The sequence below is a fragment of the Candidatus Binatia bacterium genome, from assembly GCA_036563615.1.
Taxonomy (GTDB): Bacteria; Desulfobacterota; Binatia; order UBA12015; family UBA12015; genus DATCMB01.
On record DATCMB010000004.1, the window covers coordinates 49,466 to 71,361 of the forward strand.

Sequence of the window (21,896 nt, forward strand, 5' to 3'; positions counted from 1 at the left end):
CGGCAGAACGACCGACCCATTCCTCGCCATTACAGTCTTGCGTCGACCACGCCATTCGATGTAATACAGATTCGTGGCGCCGACGCCGAAGAGCCTGATCCTCGACCTGCTGTCGAGCGTGAAGGACGGCCGCGCCCTGCCCGTCCGCGCGCTGATCGCGGCGGCGGCGGTGTTCGGCATCAGCGAGAACGCGCTGCGGGTCGCGCTCGCGCGGCTGCGCGCCGCCGGCCTGGTGACGAGCGACGCCACCGGATCCTACCGTCTCGGCGCGCGCGCCGAAGCGGTCAACCGGCAGACGACCTCGTGGCGGACCGCCGAGCGTCAAGTACGTCCGTGGAACGGCGACGACTGGATCGCCGTGTTTCGCGGCAGCGCCGCGCAGGGCGCGCCCGGCGCACGCTCGGCGCGCGCGCGCGGCGAGCGCGCCCTCGCCTTCCTCGGCTTCCGCGAGCTGCGCCCCGGGCTCGCCGTCCGGCCGGACAACCTCGTCGGCGGCGTCGCGGGGGTGCGCGAGCGCCTCTTCGAGCTCGGGCTCGAGCCCGGCGCCGAGGTCGTCGGCCTGCACGCGCTCGCGCCGGAGACCGCGCGTCGCGCCGCCACGCTGTGGGACACGGCGAGCCTGCGCCTCGCCTACCGGCGCACGATCGTCGAGCTCGAGCGCAGCGAGCGCCGCCTGCCGACGCTGCCGCGCGACGAGGCGATGCGCGAGTCGTTCCTGCTCGGCGGGCGCGCCATCCGCCAGATCGTCTTCGACCCGCGGCTGCCCGATCCGCTCGTGCCGAGCGAGGAGCGGCGCGCGCTGGTCGACACCATGCTCCGCTACGACCTCGCCGGACGGAAGTGCTGGTCGAGCTTCATGCGCGAGATGGGCGCCGTGCCCGACGCGACGCCCGCGCACCTCCGGTTCGGCGGCAGCGGCTCGCCCTCGGGCGAAGCGCGCGCCGAGGTCCCTTGACGTTACTTGACGCCATGCGAGGAGACGCCATGCAACGGACCGCCACCGACCTGCAGTCGAGCGAACCGCAATCGCGCGTGCCGCAGTCGAGCGAGCGCCCGCCGCGCTGGCTCGATGCGCTGAGCCGCGAGGAGATCCAGGACCTCGTCAAGCACCGCGACCTGCGCTCCTGGGGCTCGATCGCGCTCAACTGGGGCCTGGTCTTCGCGTCGATGGCGCTGGTCGCCTACTGGCCGAACCCGTTGACCGTGATCGTCGCGCTGTTCGTCATCGGCTCGCGCCAGCTCGGGTTCGCGATCCTGATGCACGACGCCGCGCACCGCGCGCTGTTCTCGAACCGCAAGCTCAACGACTGGGCCGGCAACTGGCTCTGCGCCTACCCGGTGTGGACCGACCTCGAGCCCTACCGGCCGTACCACCTGCGGCACCACGCCAAGAACTACACCGTCGAGGACCCGGACCTCGGCCTGGTGACGCCGTTTCCGGTGACGCGCGCGAGCCTCAAGCGCAAGATCATCCGCGACCTCACCGGGCAGACCGGCTGGAAGCGCGTCAAGGCGACGCTGCGCCGCGACCTCGGCCTCTCGAAGGGCAACCAGGCGCGCACCTTCGGCGGCGTCAAGAACCTGCGCGGCGTCGCGGTCACGAACGCCGTGCTCTTCGGGATCCTCTGGCTCGCCGGCCACCCGTGGCTCTACCTGCTGTGGGTCGTCGCCTGGATGACGACCTTCCAGCTCGTGACGCGCATCCGCGCGATCGCCGAGCACGCGCTCGCGCCCGACCCGGCCGATCCGCTGCGCAACACGCGCACGACGCTCGCGTCGTGGTGGGAGCGGCTCCTGATCGCGCCGAACTACGTCAACTACCACCTCGAGCACCACCTGCTGATGACGGTCCCGCACTACAACCTGCCGCGCCTGCACCGCATGCTGCGCGACCGCGGCGTGCTCGACGGCGCCTGGATCGCGCGCGGCTACTTCGGCGTGCTGCGCGAGGCCTCCTCGAAGCCGGCGTGACGCTGCGGGCGCTGCTCTGCGTGGGCGCCGGCGGTTTCTGCGGCGCGATCACGCGCTACCTGCTGTCGATGTGGATCGACGGGCAGCTCGGCTCGGCGTTCCCGTGGGCGACGCTGGCGATCAACGCGACCGGCAGCTTCGCGCTCGGCGCGCTCTACGGCGCGATCGCGAGCCTCGGCCTGCCGCCGGAGGTGCGCCTCCTGCTCGGCGTCGGCTTCCTCGGCGGCTACACGACGTTCTCGACGTTCAGCGTCGAGACGGTGACGCTCTTCGAGCGTGACGCGATCGGCGCCGGGCTCGCGTACGTCGCCGCGAGCGTCGCGCTGTCGGTGCTCGGCGCCGTGCTCGGGCTCGCGCTCGGGCGCTCGCTCTGAGTCCGAGCGCCCGAGCGTCGCAGGCGTGAGGCGTCAGGACTTGCCGGCGTAGCGCGCGCGCGCGCCGAGCTCCTCCTCGATCCGCAGCAGCTGGTTGTACTTGGCGACGCGCTCCGAGCGCGCCGGCGCGCCGGTCTTGATCTTGCCCGCGCCGGTCGCGACCGCGAGGTCGGCGATGAAGGTGTCCTCGGTCTCGCCCGAGCGGTGCGACACCATGCGCGCGTAGCCCGCGCGCCGCGCGACGGCCATGGTCTCGAGCGTCTCGCTGAGCGAGCCGACCTGGTTGAGCTTGACCAGGATCGCGTTCGCGACCTTGCGCTCGATGCCCTGCTCGAGGCGCGCCTTCTGGGTGACGAAGAGGTCGTCGCCGACGAGCAGGATCTTCTTGCCGAGGCGCTCGGTGAGCTTCACCCAGCCGTCCCAGTCGTCCTCGGCGAGCCCGTCCTCGATCGACACGATCGGGTACTTCGCGCACCACTCTTCCCAGAGCGCGATCATCTCGTCGCTCGACTTCGACTCGCCCGTGGTGCGCGACAGCGAGTACTTGCCGTTCTCGTAGAGCTCGGTGGTCGCCGGATCGAGCGCCAGCACGACGTCCTCGCCCGGACGGTAGCCCGCCTTCTCGATCGCGCGCACCAGCAGCTCGGGTGCCTCCTCGTTGCGCGCCAGCGCCGGCGCGAAGCCGCCCTCGTCGCCGACGTTCACCGACAGCCCGCGCTCGTGCAGGATCTCCTTGAGCGCGTGGTAGCACTCGCTGCCCGCGCGCAGCGCGTCGGCGAAGGTCGGCAGACCGGTCGGCGCGAGCATGAACTCCTGGAAGTCGACGCCGCCGACCGCGTGCTGGCCGCCGTTCAGGACGTTCATGTACGGGACGGGCAGCAGCGTCGCGTCGTCGCCGGCGAGACCGCCGAGCCAGCGGTAGAGCGGCACGCCCTCCGCGGCGGCCGCCGCGCGCGCGGTCGCCATCGACACCGCGAGGATGGCGTTGGCGCCGAGCGTCCGCTTGAGCGGGTCGCCATCGGCCTTGAGCAGCGCCTGGTCGACCTGCGCCTGCTCGCGCGCGTCGAGCCCGACGACCGCCTTGGCGAGCGGGCCGCGGACGTTCGCCACCGCCTTCGTCACACCGGCGCCGCGGTAGCGCTTCTTGTCGCCATCGCGCAGCTCGAGCGCCTCGTGCGCGCCGGTCGAGGCGCCGCTCGGGACGGCGGCGCGGCCGACGACGCCGCCCTCGAGGCGGACCTCGGCCTCGACGGTCGGCTTGCCGCGCGAGTCGAGGATCTCGCGCGCCGAGACGGCGGCGATGGTGGTTGCGACGGCCATGACGGGAATCCCTCCTGAACGTTTGCAGGCGACGGCACGAACGCCGGCGCCGGGCCTCGGGGCCCGTCGTTCTTTACGACCCAGACCTGCGGCAGTCGAGCGTGCGCCGACGCGGTCGGTCAGGCGTCGTGCGCCGGCTCCGCCGCCGGGTCGATCGCCTCGACGTCCTGCGCCGCGGTCGGGGGAACGGATGCGACCGGCGCGAAGCGCAGCAGCACCCGGTCGCCGAAGCGCGCAATCTCCTCGGCACCGCCGCCGAGCAGCGCGTCCGCCTCGGCCACCGGGACGAGGCCCGCGCGCGGCAGGCTGTCGGGATCGCGCAGCAGACGGCTCAGCTCCTCCTCCTGATAGATCCGGATGGGACGGCCGCCGTAGAAGATCAGCGTCGGGTTCTCCCGGGTCGCGCCGATGAAGGGCTCCTCGCCCAGCGCGAGCGCGATGCGCGCCCCGAGGTCGCGGAAGGGCACGAACTGCAGCTCCTCGTCGATCACCGTGCGCCGCGCCGTGCCGGTCAGCGCGAGCGAGTGCAGCGCGACGAGGCCGAGCCCCGCGAGCGCCACCGAGCGCACCGCCGTCCACGAGCGCGCGGCGCCGCGCGCCGCGGCGAGCCCGCCCGCGACCGCGAGCATCGGCAGCGCCGGCAGCGGGTACCACGGCAGCTTGGTCTGCATCGACATCGACGCCGCGACGACCAGCGCCGCGAAGCACAGCCAGGGCAGGATCCCCGGACGCAGCTCGGCGTCGACCGACGCGCGCAGCACGGCCGCGAGCGCCACGACCGGCACCCACACGCCGCCGTTCCAGCGCATCACCCAGAGCGGGTACCACCACGGCGCGCCGTCGCCGTGGATCGGCCGCAGCGCCCGCTCGATGAGCTCGAAGCCGACGTGCGAGGCGAGGAACTCCGTGCCGCCGATCCAGAGCTGCACCGCGTACCAGGGGGCCGCGACCAGCGTCGCGACCGCCATCATCCACGCGCAGTCGGCGCGGCGCGTGCGGTCGAGCGGTGCGGCGAGCAGCAGCGCGACGGGCGCGATCAAGCCGGCCGCGCCCTTGGCGAGGATCCCGAGCCCGATCGCGACGCCCGCCTCGATCCGCGCGCGCCGCGTGCCCGGGTTCGCGGTCGCGCGCCAGAGCGCGATCGCGGAGAACAGGATGACGAGCGAGTCCGTGCAGGCGCGACGTCCGCCGCGCTCGAGGAAGAGCGTCGAGCCGAGGAGCAGCGCCGCGGCGAGCAGACCCGCCACGGGTCCGCTGCGCGTCGCGACCACGGCGGCGACGACGCCGACCGTCGCCACGCCGGCGAGCGCCGACGGCAGCCGCGCCGCCGCCTCGCTCACGCCGAACACCTCGTAGGACGCGGCGATCGCCCAGAAGAGGAGCGGCGGCTTGCGGTTGTACGCCTCGCCGTTCCACGTGAGCCGCCAGGCGTCGTGCTCGCGCACGCCGCGCGCGACCTCCGCGTAGATCCCCTCGTCCCAGTCGACGAGCGGCGTGTGGCCGAGACCGGGCAGCAGCACGCAGGTCGCGGCGAGCACCGCGACCAGCACCACGACGCGCGTCCCGCGAGCGCTGCTCACCCGCGTGCCACGCGCGTCAAGAGCCACGGTCGCCACGTCTCGCTCCTCTAACGGAGCCGCGCGCGCGAGCAAGACCTACGATCCTTCGCTTCGCGTTTGACGCGCGCGACGCGCGCGCCGAGGTGCGCCGCGAGGCGTGGCAATTCGCCACGCGTGGCAGGACGCCTCGCGCCCGATGTGCGCATCGTCGCCACGGGCGACGTCGCACGCCACGTCGATGCTCGCTCTTCGTGCGGTTGCCTGCCGCGCGCGCAGCCTGCTTTCGCGGCACGTCGGCTGCATGGGCGACGCCGCGGCTGCAGACAAAAAAGCGGCAATCCCGATCCTGCTCTCCGAGAACACCCGATGCCGACTCTCCTCCTCGATGCTCGCTTTTCACGAGTTGCCCTCGTCGCGCTGGCGGCGGCGCTCGCGCTGTTCGCGACGGACCCCGAGATCTCGGGTGCGAGCGCTGCCGCCGAGCCCCGGCGCCTGGTCATCGCGCCGCAGCCGGCGAGCGGTCCGCTGCGCGCGATGGTCGGCAAGAGCCTCAAGCTGACCGCCCGCCTCGAGCTCGCGAACGGCAAGGCAGTTGCGCTCGACGAGCACGTCGCCTGGAACTCGTCCGACCCGACGATCCTGCGCGTCGGCGACGGCCGCAACGGCGATCCGCCGGGCCTCGTCACCCCGCTGCGCCCCGGGGTCGCGGGGGTGTCGGTGATCTACCCGCCGATCGGGCGCTCCGCGAAGCACCCCTTGCCCTACCAGGTTCAGACCCCGCTCGGCGACGCCGTCACGATCGTCGTCGCGGAGCGATGAGCGGCCCCCGCCAGCGCACTCGACAGCGGCGCCCCCACGACCGATGATGCTTGGGCGGCCCGATGAAGCTCGCTCGAAAGCTCATCTTCGCGCTGGTGGTCGGAATCTTCGCCGTCATGGCGTGCAACGCGTACCTACGATTGCGCAGCCAGATGGAGTTCTTCGAGGCCGACACCGAGCGTGACCTGCGTGCGGCGGCGCGCGCGCTGGCGTCCGGCATCGAAGCGCTGTGGCGCGACGACGGCGAAGAGCGCGCCCAGCGCTTCGTCGAGGAAGTCAACCTGCTGCGCGAGGAGATCGACCTGCGCTGGATCTGGCTCGACCAGCGCCGTCCGCGCGAGCTGCCGCCGGGTCTCTCGCCCGAGGACGTCAAGACCTTGCTGCGCGGGGACGTGGTGACGTTCGTCCGCTACGAGGACGACGGACAGCGCCGCTACATGTACTGGCCGTTGCTCATCGGCGGACGCCCGCCCGCCGCGCTCGAGCTGTCCGAGTCGCTGGTGCGCGAGGAGAGCTTCATCCGCGCGAGCCAGATCACGATCCTGCTGACCGCGCTCGGCGTGTCGCTGGTCTGCGGGCTGATCGCGACCGTGATCGGCGTGCTCTTCGTCGGTCGCCCGATGCGCCTGCTGAGCGAGAAGGCTCGTCGCGTCGGCGCGGGCGACCTCTCCGGCCCGCTCATCCTGCGCCAGCGCGACGAGATCGGCGAGCTCGCCGAGGAGATCAACGCGATGTGCGAGCGCCTCGCCGAGGCGCAGCGCGAGACCGCGCGCGAGACCGAGGCGCGCATCCAGGCGATCGAGCAGCTGCGCCACGTCGACCGCCTGCGCACGGTCGGCCAGCTCGCGTCGGGCGTCGCGCACGAGCTCGGCACGCCGCTCAACGTGGTCTCGGGTCACGCGCGGATGATCCGCAGCGGCGAGCTGTCGCCGGCCGAGACCGCGGCGAGCGCCGACGTGATCGTCGAGCAGACGAAGCGCATGACGACGATCATCCGCCAGCTCCTCGACTTCTCGCGCCGCACCGGACCGAAGCTCGACGACGCCGACCTCGGCGACATCGTCGCGAGCACGCTCGCCATGCTCGGACCGCTCGCCGAGAAGCGCGGGGTGACCCTGCAGGTCGCGGAAGCTCCGGAAGCGGCTCCCGTGCGCGCCGACCGCAACCAGCTTCAGCAGGCGATCACCAACCTCGTGGTCAACGCGATCCAGGCGACGCCCCAGGGCGGCACGGTGTCGCTCGCGATCACCCGTCGTCCGGCGGCGCAGGCGGCCGGGCAAGCGGACGTCGAGACCAACGGCGAGGATCTCATCGAGCTCACGGTGGTCGACGCCGGGCCCGGGATCGCGCCCGAGCACCTGCCGCACGTCTTCGAGCCCTTCTTCACCACCAAGGACGTCGGCGAGGGGACCGGCTTGGGTCTCGCCGTCGCCTACGGCATCGTGCGCGAGCACGGCGGCTGGATCGAGGTATCGAGCGAGCTCGGGCACGGCGCGCGCTTCTCCATCGTCTTACCCCCGGCCTCGCCGCCTCGGCCGGCCGAACGAAAAGCAGTGGCATGACCGGACGCATTCTCATCGTCGACGACGACCGCCGCATGTGCGAGCTGCTCGAAGCCGGGCTTCGCAAGAAGGGCTTCGACGTCATCACGCGCCAGTCGGCGAGCGAGGCCTTCGACTGCATCGGCCTCGCCGACATCGAGACCGTGGTCACCGACCTCAACATGCGGGGCATGAACGGCCTCGAGTTCTGCGAGCGCGTGGTCGGGAGCTTCCCCGACGTGCCGGTGATCGTGATCACGGCGTTCGGCAGCCTCGAGACCGCGGTCGCCGCGATCCGCGTCGGCGCCTACGACTTCCTCACCAAGCCTTTCGAGATCGACGAGCTGCTGTTCGCGCTCGACCGCGCCGTGCAGCACAAGCGGCTGCGCGACGAGGTCAAGCGCCTGCGTCGCGAGGTGCGCGAGGATCGTCCGGACGACGAGCTGCTCGGCGTCAGCGAGGCGATGCGCAAGCTGCGCGACATGATCGGACGCATCGCCGACTCCGACGCGACCGTGCTGATCACCGGCGAGAGCGGCACCGGCAAGGAGCTCGTGGCGCGCGCGCTGCACCGCCGCGGACGCCGCAGCCGCGGTCCGTTCGTCGCGATCAACTGCGCCGCGATGCCGGAGACGCTGCTCGAGAGCGAGCTCTTCGGTCACGCGCGCGGCGCCTTCACCGACGCGCGCTCGGCGCGCAATGGGCTGTTCGTGCAGGCGAACGGCGGCACGCTGTTCCTCGACGAGATCGGCGACCTGCCGCTCGGACTGCAGCCCAAGCTGCTGCGCGCGCTGCAGGAGCGCGTCGTGCGTCCGCTCGGCAGCGACACCGAGGTGTCGTTCGACGCGCGCGTGATCGCGGCGAGCAACCGCGACCTCGCGTCCGCCGTCGACGAAGGACGCTTCCGCGAGGATCTGTTCTTCCGCATCAACGTCATCCACCTCGACCTGCCGCCGCTGCGCGCCCGCGCCGGCGACGTCCTGCTGCTCGCGCAGGAGTTCATCCGACGCGTCTGCGAGCGCTCGGGACACCCGGTGACCGGCCTGTCGCCGCAGGCGGCCGAGAAGCTGCTCGCCTACCCGTGGCCGGGCAACGTGCGCGAGCTGCAGAACTGCATCGAGCGCGCGGTGACGCTCGCCCGCTACGACCAGATCATGGTCGACGACCTGCCGGACAAGATCCGCTCGTACCGCCGCTCGCACGTGCTGATCGCGAGCGACGACCCCTCCGAGCTCGTGCCGATGGAGGAGGTCGAGCGGCGCTACATCCTGCGCGTGATGGAGGCGGTCGCGGGCAACAAGACGCTCGCGGCGCGCATCCTGGGCCTCGACCGCAAGACGCTCTACCGCAAGCTCGAGCGCTACGGCGAGAGCCAGCCGGCGTCCGGGTCTTCCGCGTAGCGCGCCCGGCTCCGTAGCGCGTTCGTCACACGCAGAGCGCGGCGCGGCGTGGCGCGGTGCGCTCGCTGCGCGCACGCCCGCTCGACCGCCCTCCCCGTGGCAAAGCGCCACGCCGTGGCGTGCCGTTCCGCCACGTGGGGAACGATGCCCCACGCGCGGCGCACGATGCTTCACGGTTGCAGCCAGCCGCCCGCGCCGTGCGCGCGTGCGACGGCGTACGCGCGGCCGCGCACGAGGAAGCGACGCAGCGACGCGGAAATCCGCGACGGAACGGGATCTGCTCCGCGCGCGCGGCACCATGGCCCACGCAATCTCGCTCCTGCTCGTGCTGCTGTTGTGCGCCCGCGCGAGCGACGCGGCGGCGGTCGCGGTCACGCTCGATCCCGGGTTCGGGGACGGCGGCGCCGTCACCATCCCCGGGCTGCCCGGAGGTCACACCGACGAGCTGTTCGCGGTGACCGTCGACCCCGTGGGGAGGATCGTCGCCGCCGGCTACTCGAGCGGCGGCAACCAGCAGCCGACGGTCGTGCGCCTGCTCGCCGACGGCTCGCTCGACCCGACCTTCGGCGACGGCGGCGTGGTCAGGATCCCCGTCGGCGTGCGCGCCCGCGCGCAGGCGCTCGCGCTGCAGCCCAACGGACGCATCGTGGTCGCCGGCTTCGGCGTGCTGTTCCCGGGCGGCATGGAGCAGTTCGTCGCCCTGCGCCTGCTCGAGAACGGGACGCTCGACCCGAGCTTCGGCGCGGGCGGCCTCGCGGCGACCGCGTTCGGCACGCGCGACGCGCGCGCCCTCGCCGTCTCGCTCGACGACCAAGGCCGCGTCGTTCTCGCCGGCTGGGCGCGCAACAGCGCCAACCGCGACGTCGCGCTGGTCCGCTACGACGCGAGCGGCGCGCCCGACCCGACCTTCGGCGAGGGCGGTCAGCTGAGGTTCGGGGTCGGTAGCGGCAACGACGAGGCGACCGCGGTCGCGCACGACGACGACGGGCGCATCGTCTTCGCCGGCTACGCGGCGGACGGCAGCACGTACGACTTCCTGGTCGGTCGACGGCTCGCGAGCGGCGCGCCCGACGAGAGCTTCGCCGGCAGCGGCGTCGTCCGCATCTCGACCACCGACGGCGTCGAGCAAGCGAACGCGCTCGTCCTGCAGCCGGACGGCAAGATCCTGCTCGCGGGCGAGAGCCGCGTCGACGGGCGCTACCGTCTCGCGGCCGCGCGCGTCGACGCGGACGGCGCGCTCGACACGAGCTTCTCCGGCGGCTTCGTCACGACGTCCTTCGGCGAGCTCGCCGAGGGCAAGGCGGTCGCCGCCGCGTCGCACGGCCGCTTCGTGATCGCCGGACGCGCGCGGCTGCCGGGCGGCGTGCTGCGCTGGGTCGTGGCGCGCTACCTCGCGAACGGCGCGCTCGATCCGACGTTCGGCGACGGCGGGGTCGCGCTGATCGAGGTCGGCAACCGGAGCGACGAGGGCTACGCGGTCGCGCTCGACGACGACGGCCGCATCGTGCTGGCCGGCGCGACGCGCAACGGCAACGACACCGATCTCGGACTGGTGCGGCTCGTGGTCGAGACCTGCGGCGACGGCGTCCTCGACGCGGGCGAGACCTGCGACACGGGCGGCATCGACGCCGGCTGCTGCACGAGCGCCTGCACGGTCGCCCCGGCGGGGACGGTGTGCCGCCCGGCGGCGGACGCCTGCGACTTCGCCGAGGTGTGCGACGGCGTCTCGCCGGAGTGCGGTCCCGACGACGGCCTCCCCGACGCCGACGACGACGGCGTCTGCGACGACGAGGACATCTGCCCGCTCGACCACGACCCGGAGCAAGAGGACCTCGACGACGACACGATCGGCGACGCCTGCGATCCGTGCGTCGGCGGCGTGCCGCTCGAGCGCACGACCATCCGCTTCCGCGGCCTGCAGACGCCGCCCGGCGACGACCACGTCAGGATCACGGGGATGATCACGCTCCCCGAGGACGTCGCGCTCGCGCCGCACGTCCACGGCGTGCGGCTGCTGCTGCACGCCGCCGACGGCAGCGTGCTGTTCGACGTCCGGGTCCCGCCGGGAGAGTTCGACCGGAAGACCGGCGTCGGCTGGAAGGTCCTGAGCAGGGGGCGGACGCACCGCTTCCGCAGCAAGGCGCCGCTCGAGGGTGTCGTCCGCCACGTCAGGCTCGTGCGCACGGCGAAGCACGGTCGCTACCAGTTCACGGTGGTCGGCGGCGGGCTCGACCTGAGCTCGCTGCCGCTGTTCGGCAACCTGCAGCTGACGGTCGTGCTCGACCCGAGCGCGACCGGGCGCTGCGGCGAGCTGCTCTTCGCCGGCCCGGAGCACGCCTGCGAGACGAGCGAGGATCAGGGCTCCGTGCTCTGTAGGTGACGCGGTCGTCCGCTCGGCGGCGTGCGCGTCCCGACGGTCGCGGGCGCACGCGCACCTGCGCCGGGACCTCCGTCTACCGCAGTGCGCGCTCCGCAGCTGCGCATTCGAGAGACACCGCTTTTTCTATGTTGTCCACCGTGCAACGGGCGTGGTAGCTCAGTGCGTCTTTCATCTCCGCATGAGGACGTGATCACCACAGCTGGTTCCATCCGTGCACGGTGCGAACACCTTCCTTCCAACGCCCTGATCTTTCTTCTGGACTGGTTTCCGGCGGGTGCGTCGCCTCTGCTGGTCGGTAGCGCCGAGAACGAACGTAGCCCGGAGGTGTCCCCGTGAAGTCGATGTTGTCGCTGGCCGCTGTCGTGACGGTGGCTCTGCTCGCAGCCCAGCCGGCTGCCGCCACCGTTCCCGCCGACCTGTGTACGGGCAATCCGTGCACGGTGACCGGCGCGAAGACGATCGATTCGGGCGCCGCGCTCGACTTCGGCAACGTCGACCTGGTGTTCGCATCGAACGCGGTCGTCAACGTCGAGGTGGTCTCGATCGACGCGCGCTCGATCACCATGCAGGCGGGCGCGCGCATCGTCGGCGGCGCCGACTCGTCGGTATCGCTCACCGCGACCGGCGGCGACATCCAGCTCCTCGGCAGCGGCTCGAACCGCTCGCGGATCGACCTGCGTGCGAACCAGGCGGGATCGATCTTCCTCCTCGCCTCGGGCAACGTTCAGATCGACGGCGTGCTCGACACCTCGGCCTCGGGCGCCGACGCGATCGGCGGTGACGTTTCGATCGAGGCCGGCGGCGCGATCACGATCAACCAGCCGATCAACGCCGGCGCCACGGGCAACTTCTCCGCGGGCGGCGGCATCGACCTCACGGCGCTCGGCAGCATCACCGTGGCCGGCGCGCTGACCACCTCCGGCGCGAGCTCGGGCGGCGGCTCGATCTCGATCGACTCCGCGAACGGGAACGTCAACCTGTCGGCCGCGATCAACGCGAGCGGCGGCTCCGGCGGCGCCGGCGGCTCGATCGACATCTTCGCCGGCGGCGACATCGTCGTCAGCGCCGCGATCACGGGTCAGGGCTCGTCGGGCTTCGACTTCGGAACGATCTGCGACTTCGGCTCGGACGTGACCATGGACGCCGGCGGCTCGGTGACGGTCGGCGCGACGATCAACGCGAGCGGCGGCACCTTCTGCGGCGGCGGCGTCATCGACATCACGGCCGGCGTCGATTTCACGCAGCTCGCGGGCGGGAGCATCATCGCGCGCGGCTCGGGCGCAAGCGCCGAGAACGGCTTCGGCACCGGCGGCTTCGTCGACATCAAAGCAGGACGTCACGCGACGCTGCGCACGATCGATCTCAGCGCTCCCGGCGACGGCGGCTTCATCTCCGTGCTGGCGCTCGGCGACATGTCGGTGCTCGACGTGCTCGACGTCGAGGCGACCGGGACCAACGTCGGCGCGGGCGCGGGCAACGGCGGCACCGTCAGCCTGCAGGCTTGCAACGTCACCGTCGGGCCGAGCGGCTTCCTCGACGCGCGCGGCGCGGCCGGCACGGGCGTGAACGAGATCAAGGTCGGCGGCCTGGCCACGGTCCAGGGCCAGATGCGCGCGCCGGTGAACCGGATCGTGCACCGCGGCCTCGCGCCGGTGATCACCGGCACGGTGGTTCCGGCGGCGACCATCACCGTCGATCCGAACCTGCCCGACTGCGTCGAGCTCGCGGCCTGCGGCAACGGCCAGCTCGACGAGAACGAGGCGTGCGACGACGGCAACAACGAGTCGTGCGACGGCTGCAGCGCCGACTGCACGCGCATCGACGCGGTCTGCGGCGACGGCCTGCGCGAGTGCAGCGAGGCCTGCGACGACGGCAACACCATCCCCGGCGACGGCTGCGAGGCGAACTGCACGCTGCCGCCGACCGAGGGTGTCCTGCTGCCCGGCGCGACGCTCGCGACCGCCGGCTGCATGGCCGAGTGGAAGCTCGCCTTCGCGAACCCGGCGATCAATCCGAAGACGCAGTTCCCGTCGAACACGCAGACCTGCACCGACGGCGATCCGGGCTGCGACCTCGACGGCACGCGCGACGGCGTCTGCACGTTCGACGCGCGGCTGTGCATCCGGGTTCCGGACGACCGGATCCCCACCTGCTCGCCGGATCCGATCGAGTACATCAACATCAAGCAGCCGCAGCTTCCGGGCGGCTCGAACCCGCTCGACCAGCACAACGCGCAGGTGCTCGCGAACGCGCTGAAGGCGCTCGGCGGCCAGGTGCGCTCCGGCAGCACGATCCTGCAGAGCGGCCCGCCGCTCACCGGCACGGACGTCTGCACCGAGACGATGAACTTCAAGGTCAAGCATCCGCCGAGCGGCATCGGGCGGCGCGCCTTCAACGTGCTCGCGAAGGACACGAGCGGCCGCACGATGAGCAGCAACCTCGTCCGTCTGTGGTGCGCGCCGAACACCAGCGTGTGCGGCAACGGCATCCTCGAGCCCAGCGAGCAGTGCGACGACGGCAACACCGCGTCGTGCGACGGCTGCACGTCGACCTGCCGCATCGAGGCGTGCGGCAACGGCGTCCTCGAGTGCGGCGAGCAGTGCGACGACGGGCCGCTCAACGGCACGCCGAACAGCCGCTGCAGCGCGACCTGCACCGAGCTGCCGCCCGAGCTGCGCATCCCCGGCGGCGGCGCGAAGCCGCTCGACTGCGCGCTCGAGTGGGCGATGGAGCTCGACAACGTCGCGACCAACGCCAAGGGCGTGCCGAAGCCGCAGCAGGTCTGCACCGACAACGACCCGACCTGCGACTTCGACCCGACGCCCGGCAACTGCCGCTTCCGCCTGTGGGCGTGTCTCGGCGGCGACGACGCGCGTCTCGGCTGCTCGGCGGCGCAGGTGTCGAGCGCGGCGGTGAAGGCGCCCGGTCCCGCGGCGAAGAAGCCCGAGGACATCGCAGCGCGCGCTGCGCTGCAGGGCGCCGTCGAGAGCTTCACCTTCCCGGCGGGTCCGGGCGAGGTGTGCAGCGACGGCTTCACGATCGACGTCCCGGCCGGCAAGCGCAAGGTGACGCTGCGCCTCGAGGCGCGCCTCGCGTCGGGCAAGAAGGACATCGACCCACTCGGGCTCAAGTGCCTGCCCGCCAAGTGACGGGCTGAAAACGACAGCGGCCGGCGGCGCATCGCGTGACGCGCCGCCGGCCGCTGCCAGCTCTCGCCCTCGCCTTGTTCTGATCTCGACGGGCGCCAGCGCGGGCCGCGCGGACGGGCGCCCGTCAGCGATCGTTCACGGATCCTCTACAGGCCGAGCATCTTGGCCATGTACTGGATCATCACCTCGTCGGCGCCGCCGCCGATGCTGATCAGGCGCGCGTCGACGAACGCGCGTCCGGCCGCGCTCTCGGTCATGTAGCCGAAGCCGCCGTGCAGCTGGATGCACTCGTCGGCGACCGCCCGCGCCGTGCGTCCGACGAGCAGCTTCGCCATCGAGATCTCGAGCGTCGCGTCCTCGCCGCGCATGCGCTTTCGCACGCAGGCGTGGATCATCTCGCGGTCCGCGGTGAGGCGCGTCAGCATCTCGACGAGCTTGAACTGCGTCACCTGCATCTTGCTGAGCGGCTTGCCGAACAGCACGCGCTCCTGACACCAGCGCTTGGTCTTCTCCCAGAGATCGAACGACGCCGCGTTCGAGCTCACGCACGCGACCAGGCGCTCGTCCTGGAACTGCATCATCTGCTGCTGGAAGCCGCGGCCGATGTCGCCGATCGTGTTCGCGACCGGGACGCGGACGTCCTCGAAGAAGAGCAGCCCGGTGTCGGAGCCGCGGTTGCCGATCTTGTCGAGCAGCCGGTAGCTGAAGCCCGGCGTGTCGGTCGGCACGATGATCTGCGAGAAGCCGCCGTAGCCCGCGTCCGGATCGGTGACGGCGAGCAGGCAGAGGAAGTCCGCGGTGGCGGCGTTGGTGATGTAGATCTTGCTGCCGTTGATCACCCAGTGGTCGCCGTCGCGCACCGCGCGCGTCTTGATGCCCGCGACGTCCGAGCCGGCGTCGGGCTCGGTGACGGCGATCGCGGCCACCATCTCGCCCTTGATCGCCGGCACGAGGAAGCGCTCGCGCAGCTCGTCGGAGCCGAACTGGTGCAGCGAGGGCGTCGCCATGTCGGTGTGCACGCTGATGCCCATGGTGACGCCGGCGTTGTCGCAACGCGCGAGCTCCTCGTACATCACCGTGGTGTAGGACCAGTCGAGCCCGGCGCCACCCCACTTCGGGTCGTAGCGGATGCCGAGCATCCCGAGCTCGCCCATCTTCCGGTAGAGCGATTTGTCGATCCGCCCCATCTGGTCGAACTCGCGCGCGCGGGGGAGCAGCTCCTCCTGAACGAACTTGCGCACGACGGCGCGGAAGGCCTCGTGATCGGGGCTGTCGTAGATCTCGCTCGCCATGATCGCTCCTCGCGGGCCCGCGTTGGTGGTCGGCGGCCCGCCACGGTGGTTATCCGGCGCCGCTTCGACTTGCCAGACCGCGCCAGCTGGCCGATAACCCCGGGGCGTGCACGGCAAGGTCGCGATCGTCACCGGCGCCACGTCGGGCATCGGACGCGCCACGGCCTTCGGGCTCGCGCGGCGCGGCGCGACCGTCGGCATCGTCTGCCGGGACCGCGCGAAGGCCGAGGCCACGGCGCGCGAGATCCGCGAGCAGACGGGCGCCGCGATCGACGTCTTCCTCGCCGACCTCGCCTCGCAGGCGCAGATCCGCCGCGTCGCGGGCGAGATCCTCGCGCGCTACCCGCGCATCCACGTGCTGATCAACAACGCGGGGGTCGTGAACCTGCAGCGCACGACCACCGAGGACGGCATCGAGACCGTCTTCGCCGTCAATCACCTCGCCTACTTTCTCCTCACGCTCCTGCTGCTCGAGCGCCTGCGCGAGAGCGCGCCCGCGCGCATCGTCAACGTCGGCTCCGACGCGCACAAGCTCGTGAAGGGGATCCAGTTCGACGACGTCGGCTTCGCGTCGGGCTACAAGGCGATGAAGGTCTACGGCCACTCGAAGCTCGCGAACCTGCTCTTCACCTACGAGCTCGCGCGCCGCCTCGACGGCACCGGCGTCACCGTCAACTGCGTGCACCCCGGCGCGGTCGCGACCGGGCTCGGCAAGAACAACGGCACCTGGGCGAAGGTGCTGATCCGCATGCTGGCGCCGTTCTTCCGCACGCCCGACCGCGGCGCCGAGACGACGCTGTACGTCGCGACGTCGCCCTTCCTCGTGGGCGTGACCGGACGCTATTTCAAGAACTCGCACGAGGCGCGCAGCTCCGCCGCGTCGCACGACCGCGAGGCCGCGGAGCGGCTCTGGGAGCTGAGCCTGGAGCTGACCGATCCCGAGCGGCGCGCGATGGTCGGCGCGACGGCCTGAAGCTGGCGCCGAGCGCCGTACGCCTTATCTAGAGGAAAGAATGCCCAGCGACGCCGTCCTGATCACCCTGCAGGTCCTCGCCCTGCTGTTCGCGGTCTCGTTCCACGAGTCCGCGCACGGTCTCGTCGCGCTCGCCTGCGGCGACACCACGGCGCGCGACCTGGGCCGCATCTCGCTCAACCCGCTGCGCCACATCGACCCCGTCGGCAGCATCGTCGTGCCGGTGGTGCTCGCGCTCGCCGGGGCGCCGGTGTTCGGCTGGGCGAAGCCGGTGCCGGTCGACCTGCGGCGGACGCGCGAGCCGCGCAAGGCGAACCTCTTGGTGTCGGCCGCGGGCCCGCTCTCGAACGTGCTGCTCGCGATCGCGTTCGCGCTCGTCGTGTTCGCGCTGCGCGACCAGGTCCGTGGACCGCTCAGCGACAGCGTCCTCGGCTTGCTGCTGCTGCTCGCCTTCTTCTCGGTGCTGATCAACGTCGTGCTGGCGCTCTTCAACCTGCTGCCGATCCCGCCGCTCGACGGCTTCGGCGTGCTCGTGAGCTTGCTGCCGAGAAGCCTCCATCCGGTCGCGTTCGCGCTGCGCCGCTGGGGCATGGCGATCCTGCTGCTCGCGATGGTCACCGGAGTGATCGGACGGGTGCTCGCGCCCGCGCAGCGCGCCGTGATGCAGCTTCTGCTCGGCTGAGCGCGGTGTCACGGTCCTCGGCGCCGCGCCACGGCTCGTCCCTAAAGTCCGCCAGGGGCGCGACCGAGACACGATTGATGCCGAGACCCTTCAGCGTGCTCGCACTGGTGTCGGACGCGAATCTGCGCCGGCAAGTGCGGGACACCCTTGCTTCCTGCTGCGCGGAGCTTCACGTCAGCGAGAGCGCGAGCCTCGCCTGGACGCACATCGAGCGCACGCGTCCCTCGCTGCTCGTGGTCGACTGGATCGGCGGGAGCCCGGACCGCATCGACCTCTTCCGACGCGTCCACGCGCGCGACGACGGCGAGCCGACGCTGGTGCTCGCGCTGCTGCCGGAGTCCGAGGCTCGCTCGGTGCAGGCCGTGCTCGAGGCGGGCGCCGACGACTTCCTGCTCACCCCCTTCGACGCGCTGACGCTCGAGAACCGGGTCGCGGCGCTCGAGCGTCGCATGCGCACCGAGCAGGCAGCGTCGGAAGCGCGCGCACGCGCGCTCGCCGAAGAGTATGCGCGTCACGCCGAGGAGCTCACCGCCGCGCGCAACGAGGCGCTCGCCGCGAACCGGCTCAAGTCGGAGTTCCTCGCCACCGTCAGCCACGAAATTCGCACGCCGATGAACGGCGTCATCGGCATGACCGGCCTGCTGCTCGGCACCGATCTCACGCCGGAGCAGCGCTCCTTCACCGAGACCATTCGCCTGTCGGCCGAGTCGCTCCTCACGGTGATCAACGACATCCTCGACTTCTCGAAGATCGAGGCCGGGCGCATGGAGCTCGAGGCGACCACCTTCGACATCGGCACGACCGTCGAGGAGGCCGCCGCGCTGCTCGCCGAGCGCGCGCACGCCAAGGGCCTCGAGCTCACCTGCCACGTCGAGAGCGATCTGCGCCGCGCCGTCGGCGACCCGGGACGCCTGCGCCAGGTACTGGTCAACCTGATCGCCAACGCCGTCAAGTTCACCGACGTCGGCGAGGTGCGCGTACACGCGAGCGTCGCCGACGACGACGGACGCACGCTGCTCGTGCGCTTCGAGGTGTCGGACACCGGCATCGGCATCCCGCGCTCCGCGCTGCCGCGGATCTTCGAAGCCTTCACCCAGGCGGACGGCTCGACCAGCCGGCGCCATCCCGGCACCGGGCTCGGGCTCGCGATCTGCGACCGGCTGGTGCGTCTGATGGGCGGGCAGATCGGCGTCGACAGCGAGGAGGGTCGCGGCAGCACGTTCTGGTTCACCGCGCGCTTCGAGCACGCGAGCCCGGACGAGCAGCCGAGCGACGACGACGACTTCTCGGTCCTCGAGGGCGCGCGCATCCTCGGCGTCGACGACAACCCGACGAACCGCATCATCCTCAAGGCGTACCTCGGACGGCACGGCTGCGAGGTCTACACGGCGTGCGATGGTCACGACGCGCTCGAGGCGCTGCTCGCCGCGCGACGCGCCGGCCGGCCCTACCAGCTCGTCGTGTTCGACATGCTGATGCCCGGCATGGACGGCGTCGAGTTCGCGCGTCGCGTGCGCGCGACGCCGGGCCTCGAGAGCCTGCCGCTGGTCATGGCGAGCTCGCTCTCCGAGCGCGGCCAGGCCGAGCAGGCGCGCGCCGTCGGCATCAACCGCCGGCTGACGAAGCCGCTGCGGCAGAGCCAGCTCCTCGAGTGCGTGCGCACGCTCTTGCGCGCGCCCGCGCCGCCCAAGCCGCCGCAGCCGCAGACGATGCGCACGGCCGCTCCGGCTCCGCCGCCCAGTGCGGTGAACGCTCGCCTGCTGGTCGCCGAGGACAATCCGGTCAACCAGAAGCTGATCACTGCGCAGCTCGCGAAGCTCGGCTACCGCCCCGACATCGTCGGCAACGGACGCGAGGCGGTCGAGGCGGTGCAGCGCGCCTCCTACGACGTCATCCTGATGGACTGCCGCATGCCCGAGATGAACGGGCTCGAGGCGACGCGCGCGATCCGCGCGCTCGAGGTCGGCAAGCGCCGCACGCAGATCATCGCGATGACCGCGAACGCGCTCGAGCGCGACCGCCGCAGCTGCCTCGAGGCGGGGATGGACGACTACCTCGCGAAGCCGCTGCACCTCGAGGATCTGCGCAAGGCGCTCGAGCGCGCGCTCGAGCGGCGCACGCCGGAGCCCGAGATCGGCGCGAACGAAGCCGCTGCAAACGGCGCGACCGCGAACGGAGCGGACGTCGAGCCGGCGAACGGCGCCTCCGACGCCATCTCGCTCGACGTGCTCGACGGGCTGCGCGGCGACCTCGCCGTCGGATCGAGCGACGAGTTCCGCGAGATCATCGACCTGTTTCTGACCAACGCCGAGCGCAACTGCGCCGCGGTGCGCGACGCGCTCGCGCGCGGCGATCGCCACGGCGTCGAGCTCGCGGCCCACTCGCTGAAGGGCAGCAGCAGCACGATGGGCGCGGCCCGCATGGCCGCGGTGTGCGCGTCGATCGAGGAGCTCGGGCGCAACGGCGCGCTCGACGAGGCGCGCGGGCTGATCGAGCAGCTGGACGCGGAGTTCAGCCGCGTGCAGCGAGAGCTGGCGCGCTACCGTTGACGCCGCGCGCCGCGCGCCGCGCGCCGCGCGCGGGCCCAGGATGACGCTTGCCGCGCGAGCGCGCTCAGGAGAGCGCTTGGCGCGCGCGGGGGCTCACGCCGACGCGCGGTGCGCGACCAGGCTCCTGCGCACGAGCTGCGCGCGATCAGGCTCGTGACGACGCTCCGCCGCGCGAGCGCGCACGCGACGAGCCTCGGCCCGGCGAGCGCGCTCGGACCGCGCGCCGCGCCTCAGCCGTGACGCCGATGGCCCTCGCGCCGCGCGGTGACGCCGGGACGCTTCTCGGCGGACGGCGCAGACGACTCCTCCTCGTTGAGCACTTCCTCGCGGAAGATGCGCACCTCGCTCGGCGCGGTGAAGCCGAGGCTCACCTGTCCACCGCGTAGCGCGAGGACACGCACCGTGACGTGCTCGCCGATGCGAATCGTCTCGCCGATCTTTCGCGTCAATACCAGCATCGAGCCCCTTCCTGAGGGGGCTGCACTGCACCTCCGGACGCTTCGCCTCGGCGTCGCCGCCCGAGCGTGCACTGCTCCCAGCAGCACTATCGGCGGCGATCGTGCGCAACTTCAGGCGGCGACGACGCGGGCGACGCGCCGCGACCGTGCGGATCGCGCAAGGCGCACGGACGATGCGCGATCGCCGCCGTGGACTCGGACGGACTCGGAGCGATCGCCGACGCCGCCCCAGCGGGTCAGGCGATCGCCTTCGCCTCGCGCAGCGCGCGGATCCGCTCGGCGGCCACACCCCAGTCGGCGAGCGCCTCGTCGGTGTGCTCGCCGGCCTGCGCGGGCGGACGCTGGATGGCGGGCTTCGAGCGGCTGAAGCGCGGCGCCGGCGCCGGCTGCACCATGCCCTCGACCTCGACGAAGGTGCCGCGCGCCCGGTTGTGCGGATGCTGCGGCGCCTCGCTCATCGACAGCACGGGCGCGAAGCAGACGTCGCTGCCCTCCATGATCGCGCACCACTCGTCGCGCGTCTTCTGCCGGAAGAGCTTCGCGAAGCGCTCCTTGAGCTCCGGCCAGTGGCGCTTGTCCATCTGGTGCGGCAGCTGCTCGCCGGCGAGCCCGGTCTTCTCGAGCAGCTCGCGGTAGAACTGCGGCTCGATCGAGCCGATCGAGATGTACTTGCCGTCGGCGCACTCGTAGACGTCGTAGAAGTGCGCGCCGGTGTCGAGCAGGTTCGACGCGCGCTTCTCCTCCCAGACGCCCGCCTGGCGGAAGCCGTGGAACATGGTCATCAGCAGCGCCGCGCCGTCGACCATCGCGGCGTCGACCACCTGCCCCTTGCCCGAGCGCTGACGCTCGACCAGCGCGCACACCATGCCGAAGGCGAGCATCAGCCCGCCGCCGCCGAAGTCGCCGACCAGGTTGAGCGGCGGCACCGGCGGCGCGCCGGCGCGGCCGATCGGCTCGAGCGCGCCCGCGAGCGCGATGTAGTTGATGTCGTGCCCCGCCGCGTGCGCGAGCGGACCGTCCTGGCCGAAGCCGGTCATGCGGCCGTAGACGAGGCGCGGGTTGCGCGCGAGGCAGACGTCCGGCCCGAGCCCGAGGCGCTCCATCACGCCGGGGCGGAAGCCCTCGATCAGGCCGTCGGCGCGCTCGATCAGGTCGAGCACGAGCGCGACCCCGTCCTTGCTCTTCAGGTCGACGCCGATGCTGCGGCGGCCGCGGTTCATCAGGTCGAACGACGGACCCTTCGCCCCGCTGACGCGGTCCGCGCGGTCGACGCGCAGCACCTCGGCGCCCATGTCCGACAGCATCATCGCGCAGAACGGCCCCGGGCCGATGCCGGCGATCTCGATGATCTTGATTCCCTCGAGTGGACCCACCCCTGCTCTCCTTCTCCGTGCGCGCGCACGCGGCGCGCGAGCCGGATCAGCCGTTC

At 72.0% G+C, this 21,896-nt stretch carries 16 protein-coding genes; 11 read left to right on the forward strand and 5 right to left on the reverse strand.

The genetic code is table 11. The annotated features are described in order from the left end of the window. Positions 1 to 73: 73 nt before the first annotated feature. The 3 genes from VIS07_00265 to crcB are packed head-to-tail and all read left to right on the forward strand — an operon-like array spanning position 74 to position 2,345. Positions 74 to 955 carry a PaaX family transcriptional regulator gene (locus tag VIS07_00265; GenBank protein ID HEY8513927.1) on the forward strand — a complete coding sequence of 294 codons (882 nt, stop codon included), beginning with the start codon at positions 74 to 76 and terminating at the stop codon, positions 953 to 955. Positions 956 to 984: 29 nt separating this feature from the next. After that, entirely contained in the window at positions 985 to 1,971 is a 987-nt protein-coding gene (locus VIS07_00270) for a fatty acid desaturase family protein (GenBank protein HEY8513928.1), read from the forward strand. Continuing rightward, positions 1,968 to 2,345 (forward strand): fluoride efflux transporter CrcB, encoded by a 378-nt coding sequence (gene crcB / locus VIS07_00275; GenBank protein ID HEY8513929.1) that lies wholly within the window; start codon positions 1,968 to 1,970, stop codon positions 2,343 to 2,345. Before VIS07_00270 ends, crcB begins: the two co-directional genes overlap by 4 nt. 33 nt (positions 2,346 to 2,378) lie before the next feature. On the opposite strand, the gene eno is transcribed toward crcB, so the two are convergent. Together eno and VIS07_00285 are read right to left on the reverse strand one after the other, a co-directional pair. Beyond that, positions 2,379 to 3,665 (reverse strand): phosphopyruvate hydratase, encoded by a 1,287-nt coding sequence (eno, locus tag VIS07_00280; protein HEY8513930.1) that lies wholly within the window; start codon positions 3,663 to 3,665, stop codon positions 2,379 to 2,381. Between the two features lie 119 nt (positions 3,666 to 3,784). Continuing rightward, positions 3,785 to 5,245 carry a glycosyltransferase family 39 protein gene (locus VIS07_00285; protein HEY8513931.1) on the reverse strand — a complete coding sequence of 487 codons (1,461 nt, stop codon included), beginning with the start codon at positions 5,243 to 5,245 and terminating at the stop codon, positions 3,785 to 3,787. A gap of 345 nt (positions 5,246 to 5,590) precedes the next feature. Between VIS07_00285 and VIS07_00290 the strand changes: the two genes are divergently transcribed. The 5 genes from VIS07_00290 (at position 5,591) to VIS07_00310 (ending at position 14,513) form a co-directional block, all read left to right on the forward strand. Further along, positions 5,591 to 6,043 (forward strand): hypothetical protein, encoded by a 453-nt coding sequence (locus VIS07_00290; GenBank protein HEY8513932.1) that lies wholly within the window; start codon positions 5,591 to 5,593, stop codon positions 6,041 to 6,043. Positions 6,044 to 6,105: 62 nt separating this feature from the next. Then, a complete protein-coding gene (locus tag VIS07_00295; GenBank protein ID HEY8513933.1) occupies positions 6,106 to 7,605 on the forward strand; it encodes a HAMP domain-containing sensor histidine kinase in 1,500 nt (499 codons plus the stop codon). Then, positions 7,602 to 8,984 (forward strand): sigma-54 dependent transcriptional regulator, encoded by a 1,383-nt coding sequence (locus tag VIS07_00300; protein HEY8513934.1) that lies wholly within the window; start codon positions 7,602 to 7,604, stop codon positions 8,982 to 8,984. Before VIS07_00295 ends, VIS07_00300 begins: the two co-directional genes overlap by 4 nt. Positions 8,985 to 9,282: 298 nt before the next feature. Beyond that, complete coding sequence (locus VIS07_00305) at positions 9,283 to 11,364, forward strand: hypothetical protein (GenBank protein ID HEY8513935.1); 2,082 nt, start codon at positions 9,283 to 9,285, stop codon at positions 11,362 to 11,364. Positions 11,365 to 11,705: 341 nt separating this feature from the next. Further along, the gene (locus VIS07_00310) at positions 11,706 to 14,513 is read left to right on the forward strand and encodes a DUF4215 domain-containing protein (GenBank protein ID HEY8513936.1); all 2,808 of its coding nucleotides are present in this window, start codon (positions 11,706 to 11,708) and stop codon (positions 14,511 to 14,513) included. Between the two features lie 146 nt (positions 14,514 to 14,659). Here the strand turns inward: VIS07_00310 and VIS07_00315 are convergent, their stop codons facing one another. Continuing rightward, positions 14,660 to 15,805: an acyl-CoA dehydrogenase family protein gene (locus VIS07_00315; GenBank protein ID HEY8513937.1), complete on the reverse strand. Its 1,146-nt coding sequence runs from the start codon at positions 15,803 to 15,805 to the stop codon at positions 14,660 to 14,662. A 106-nt stretch (positions 15,806 to 15,911) separates the two neighbouring features. Between VIS07_00315 and VIS07_00320 the strand changes: the two genes are divergently transcribed. The 3 genes from VIS07_00320 (at position 15,912) to VIS07_00330 (ending at position 20,009) form a co-directional block, all read left to right on the forward strand. Next, the gene (locus VIS07_00320; protein HEY8513938.1) at positions 15,912 to 16,778 is read left to right on the forward strand and encodes an SDR family oxidoreductase; all 867 of its coding nucleotides are present in this window, start codon (positions 15,912 to 15,914) and stop codon (positions 16,776 to 16,778) included. A gap of 40 nt (positions 16,779 to 16,818) precedes the next feature. After that, entirely contained in the window at positions 16,819 to 17,460 is a 642-nt protein-coding gene (locus VIS07_00325; protein HEY8513939.1) for a site-2 protease family protein, read from the forward strand. 77 nt (positions 17,461 to 17,537) lie between these two features. After that, entirely contained in the window at positions 17,538 to 20,009 is a 2,472-nt protein-coding gene (locus tag VIS07_00330; protein HEY8513940.1) for a response regulator, read from the forward strand. A gap of 230 nt (positions 20,010 to 20,239) precedes the next feature. Here the strand turns inward: VIS07_00330 and VIS07_00335 are convergent, their stop codons facing one another. Next, positions 20,240 to 20,467, reverse strand: a complete 228-nt coding sequence (locus tag VIS07_00335; GenBank protein HEY8513941.1) for a carbon storage regulator — start codon at positions 20,465 to 20,467, stop codon at positions 20,240 to 20,242. Positions 20,468 to 20,703: 236 nt separating this feature from the next. Continuing rightward, positions 20,704 to 21,840, reverse strand: a complete 1,137-nt coding sequence (locus tag VIS07_00340; GenBank protein ID HEY8513942.1) for a CaiB/BaiF CoA-transferase family protein — start codon at positions 21,838 to 21,840, stop codon at positions 20,704 to 20,706. Between the last annotated feature and the right edge of the window lie 56 nt (positions 21,841 to 21,896).

Bases quoted from the DNA above. Each gene is read 5' to 3' on its own strand.
- VIS07_00270 (HEY8513928.1), top strand. From the start codon at position 985: ATGCAACGGACCGCCACCGACCTGCAGTCGAGCGAACCGCAATCGCGC.
- eno (HEY8513930.1), bottom strand. From the start codon at position 3,665: ATGGCCGTCGCAACCACCATCGCCGCCGTCTCGGCGCGCGAGATCCTC.
- VIS07_00290 (HEY8513932.1), top strand. From the start codon at position 5,591: ATGCCGACTCTCCTCCTCGATGCTCGCTTTTCACGAGTTGCCCTCGTC.
- VIS07_00295 (HEY8513933.1), top strand. From the start codon at position 6,106: ATGAAGCTCGCTCGAAAGCTCATCTTCGCGCTGGTGGTCGGAATCTTC.
- VIS07_00300 (HEY8513934.1), top strand. From the start codon at position 7,602: ATGACCGGACGCATTCTCATCGTCGACGACGACCGCCGCATGTGCGAG.
- VIS07_00305 (HEY8513935.1), top strand. From the start codon at position 9,283: ATGGCCCACGCAATCTCGCTCCTGCTCGTGCTGCTGTTGTGCGCCCGC.
- VIS07_00310 (HEY8513936.1), top strand. From the start codon at position 11,706: ATGTTGTCGCTGGCCGCTGTCGTGACGGTGGCTCTGCTCGCAGCCCAG.
- VIS07_00315 (HEY8513937.1), bottom strand. From the start codon at position 15,805: ATGGCGAGCGAGATCTACGACAGCCCCGATCACGAGGCCTTCCGCGCC.
- VIS07_00325 (HEY8513939.1), top strand. From the start codon at position 16,819: ATGCCCAGCGACGCCGTCCTGATCACCCTGCAGGTCCTCGCCCTGCTG.
- VIS07_00330 (HEY8513940.1), top strand. From the start codon at position 17,538: ATGCCGAGACCCTTCAGCGTGCTCGCACTGGTGTCGGACGCGAATCTG.
- VIS07_00335 (HEY8513941.1), bottom strand. From the start codon at position 20,467: ATGCTGGTATTGACGCGAAAGATCGGCGAGACGATTCGCATCGGCGAG.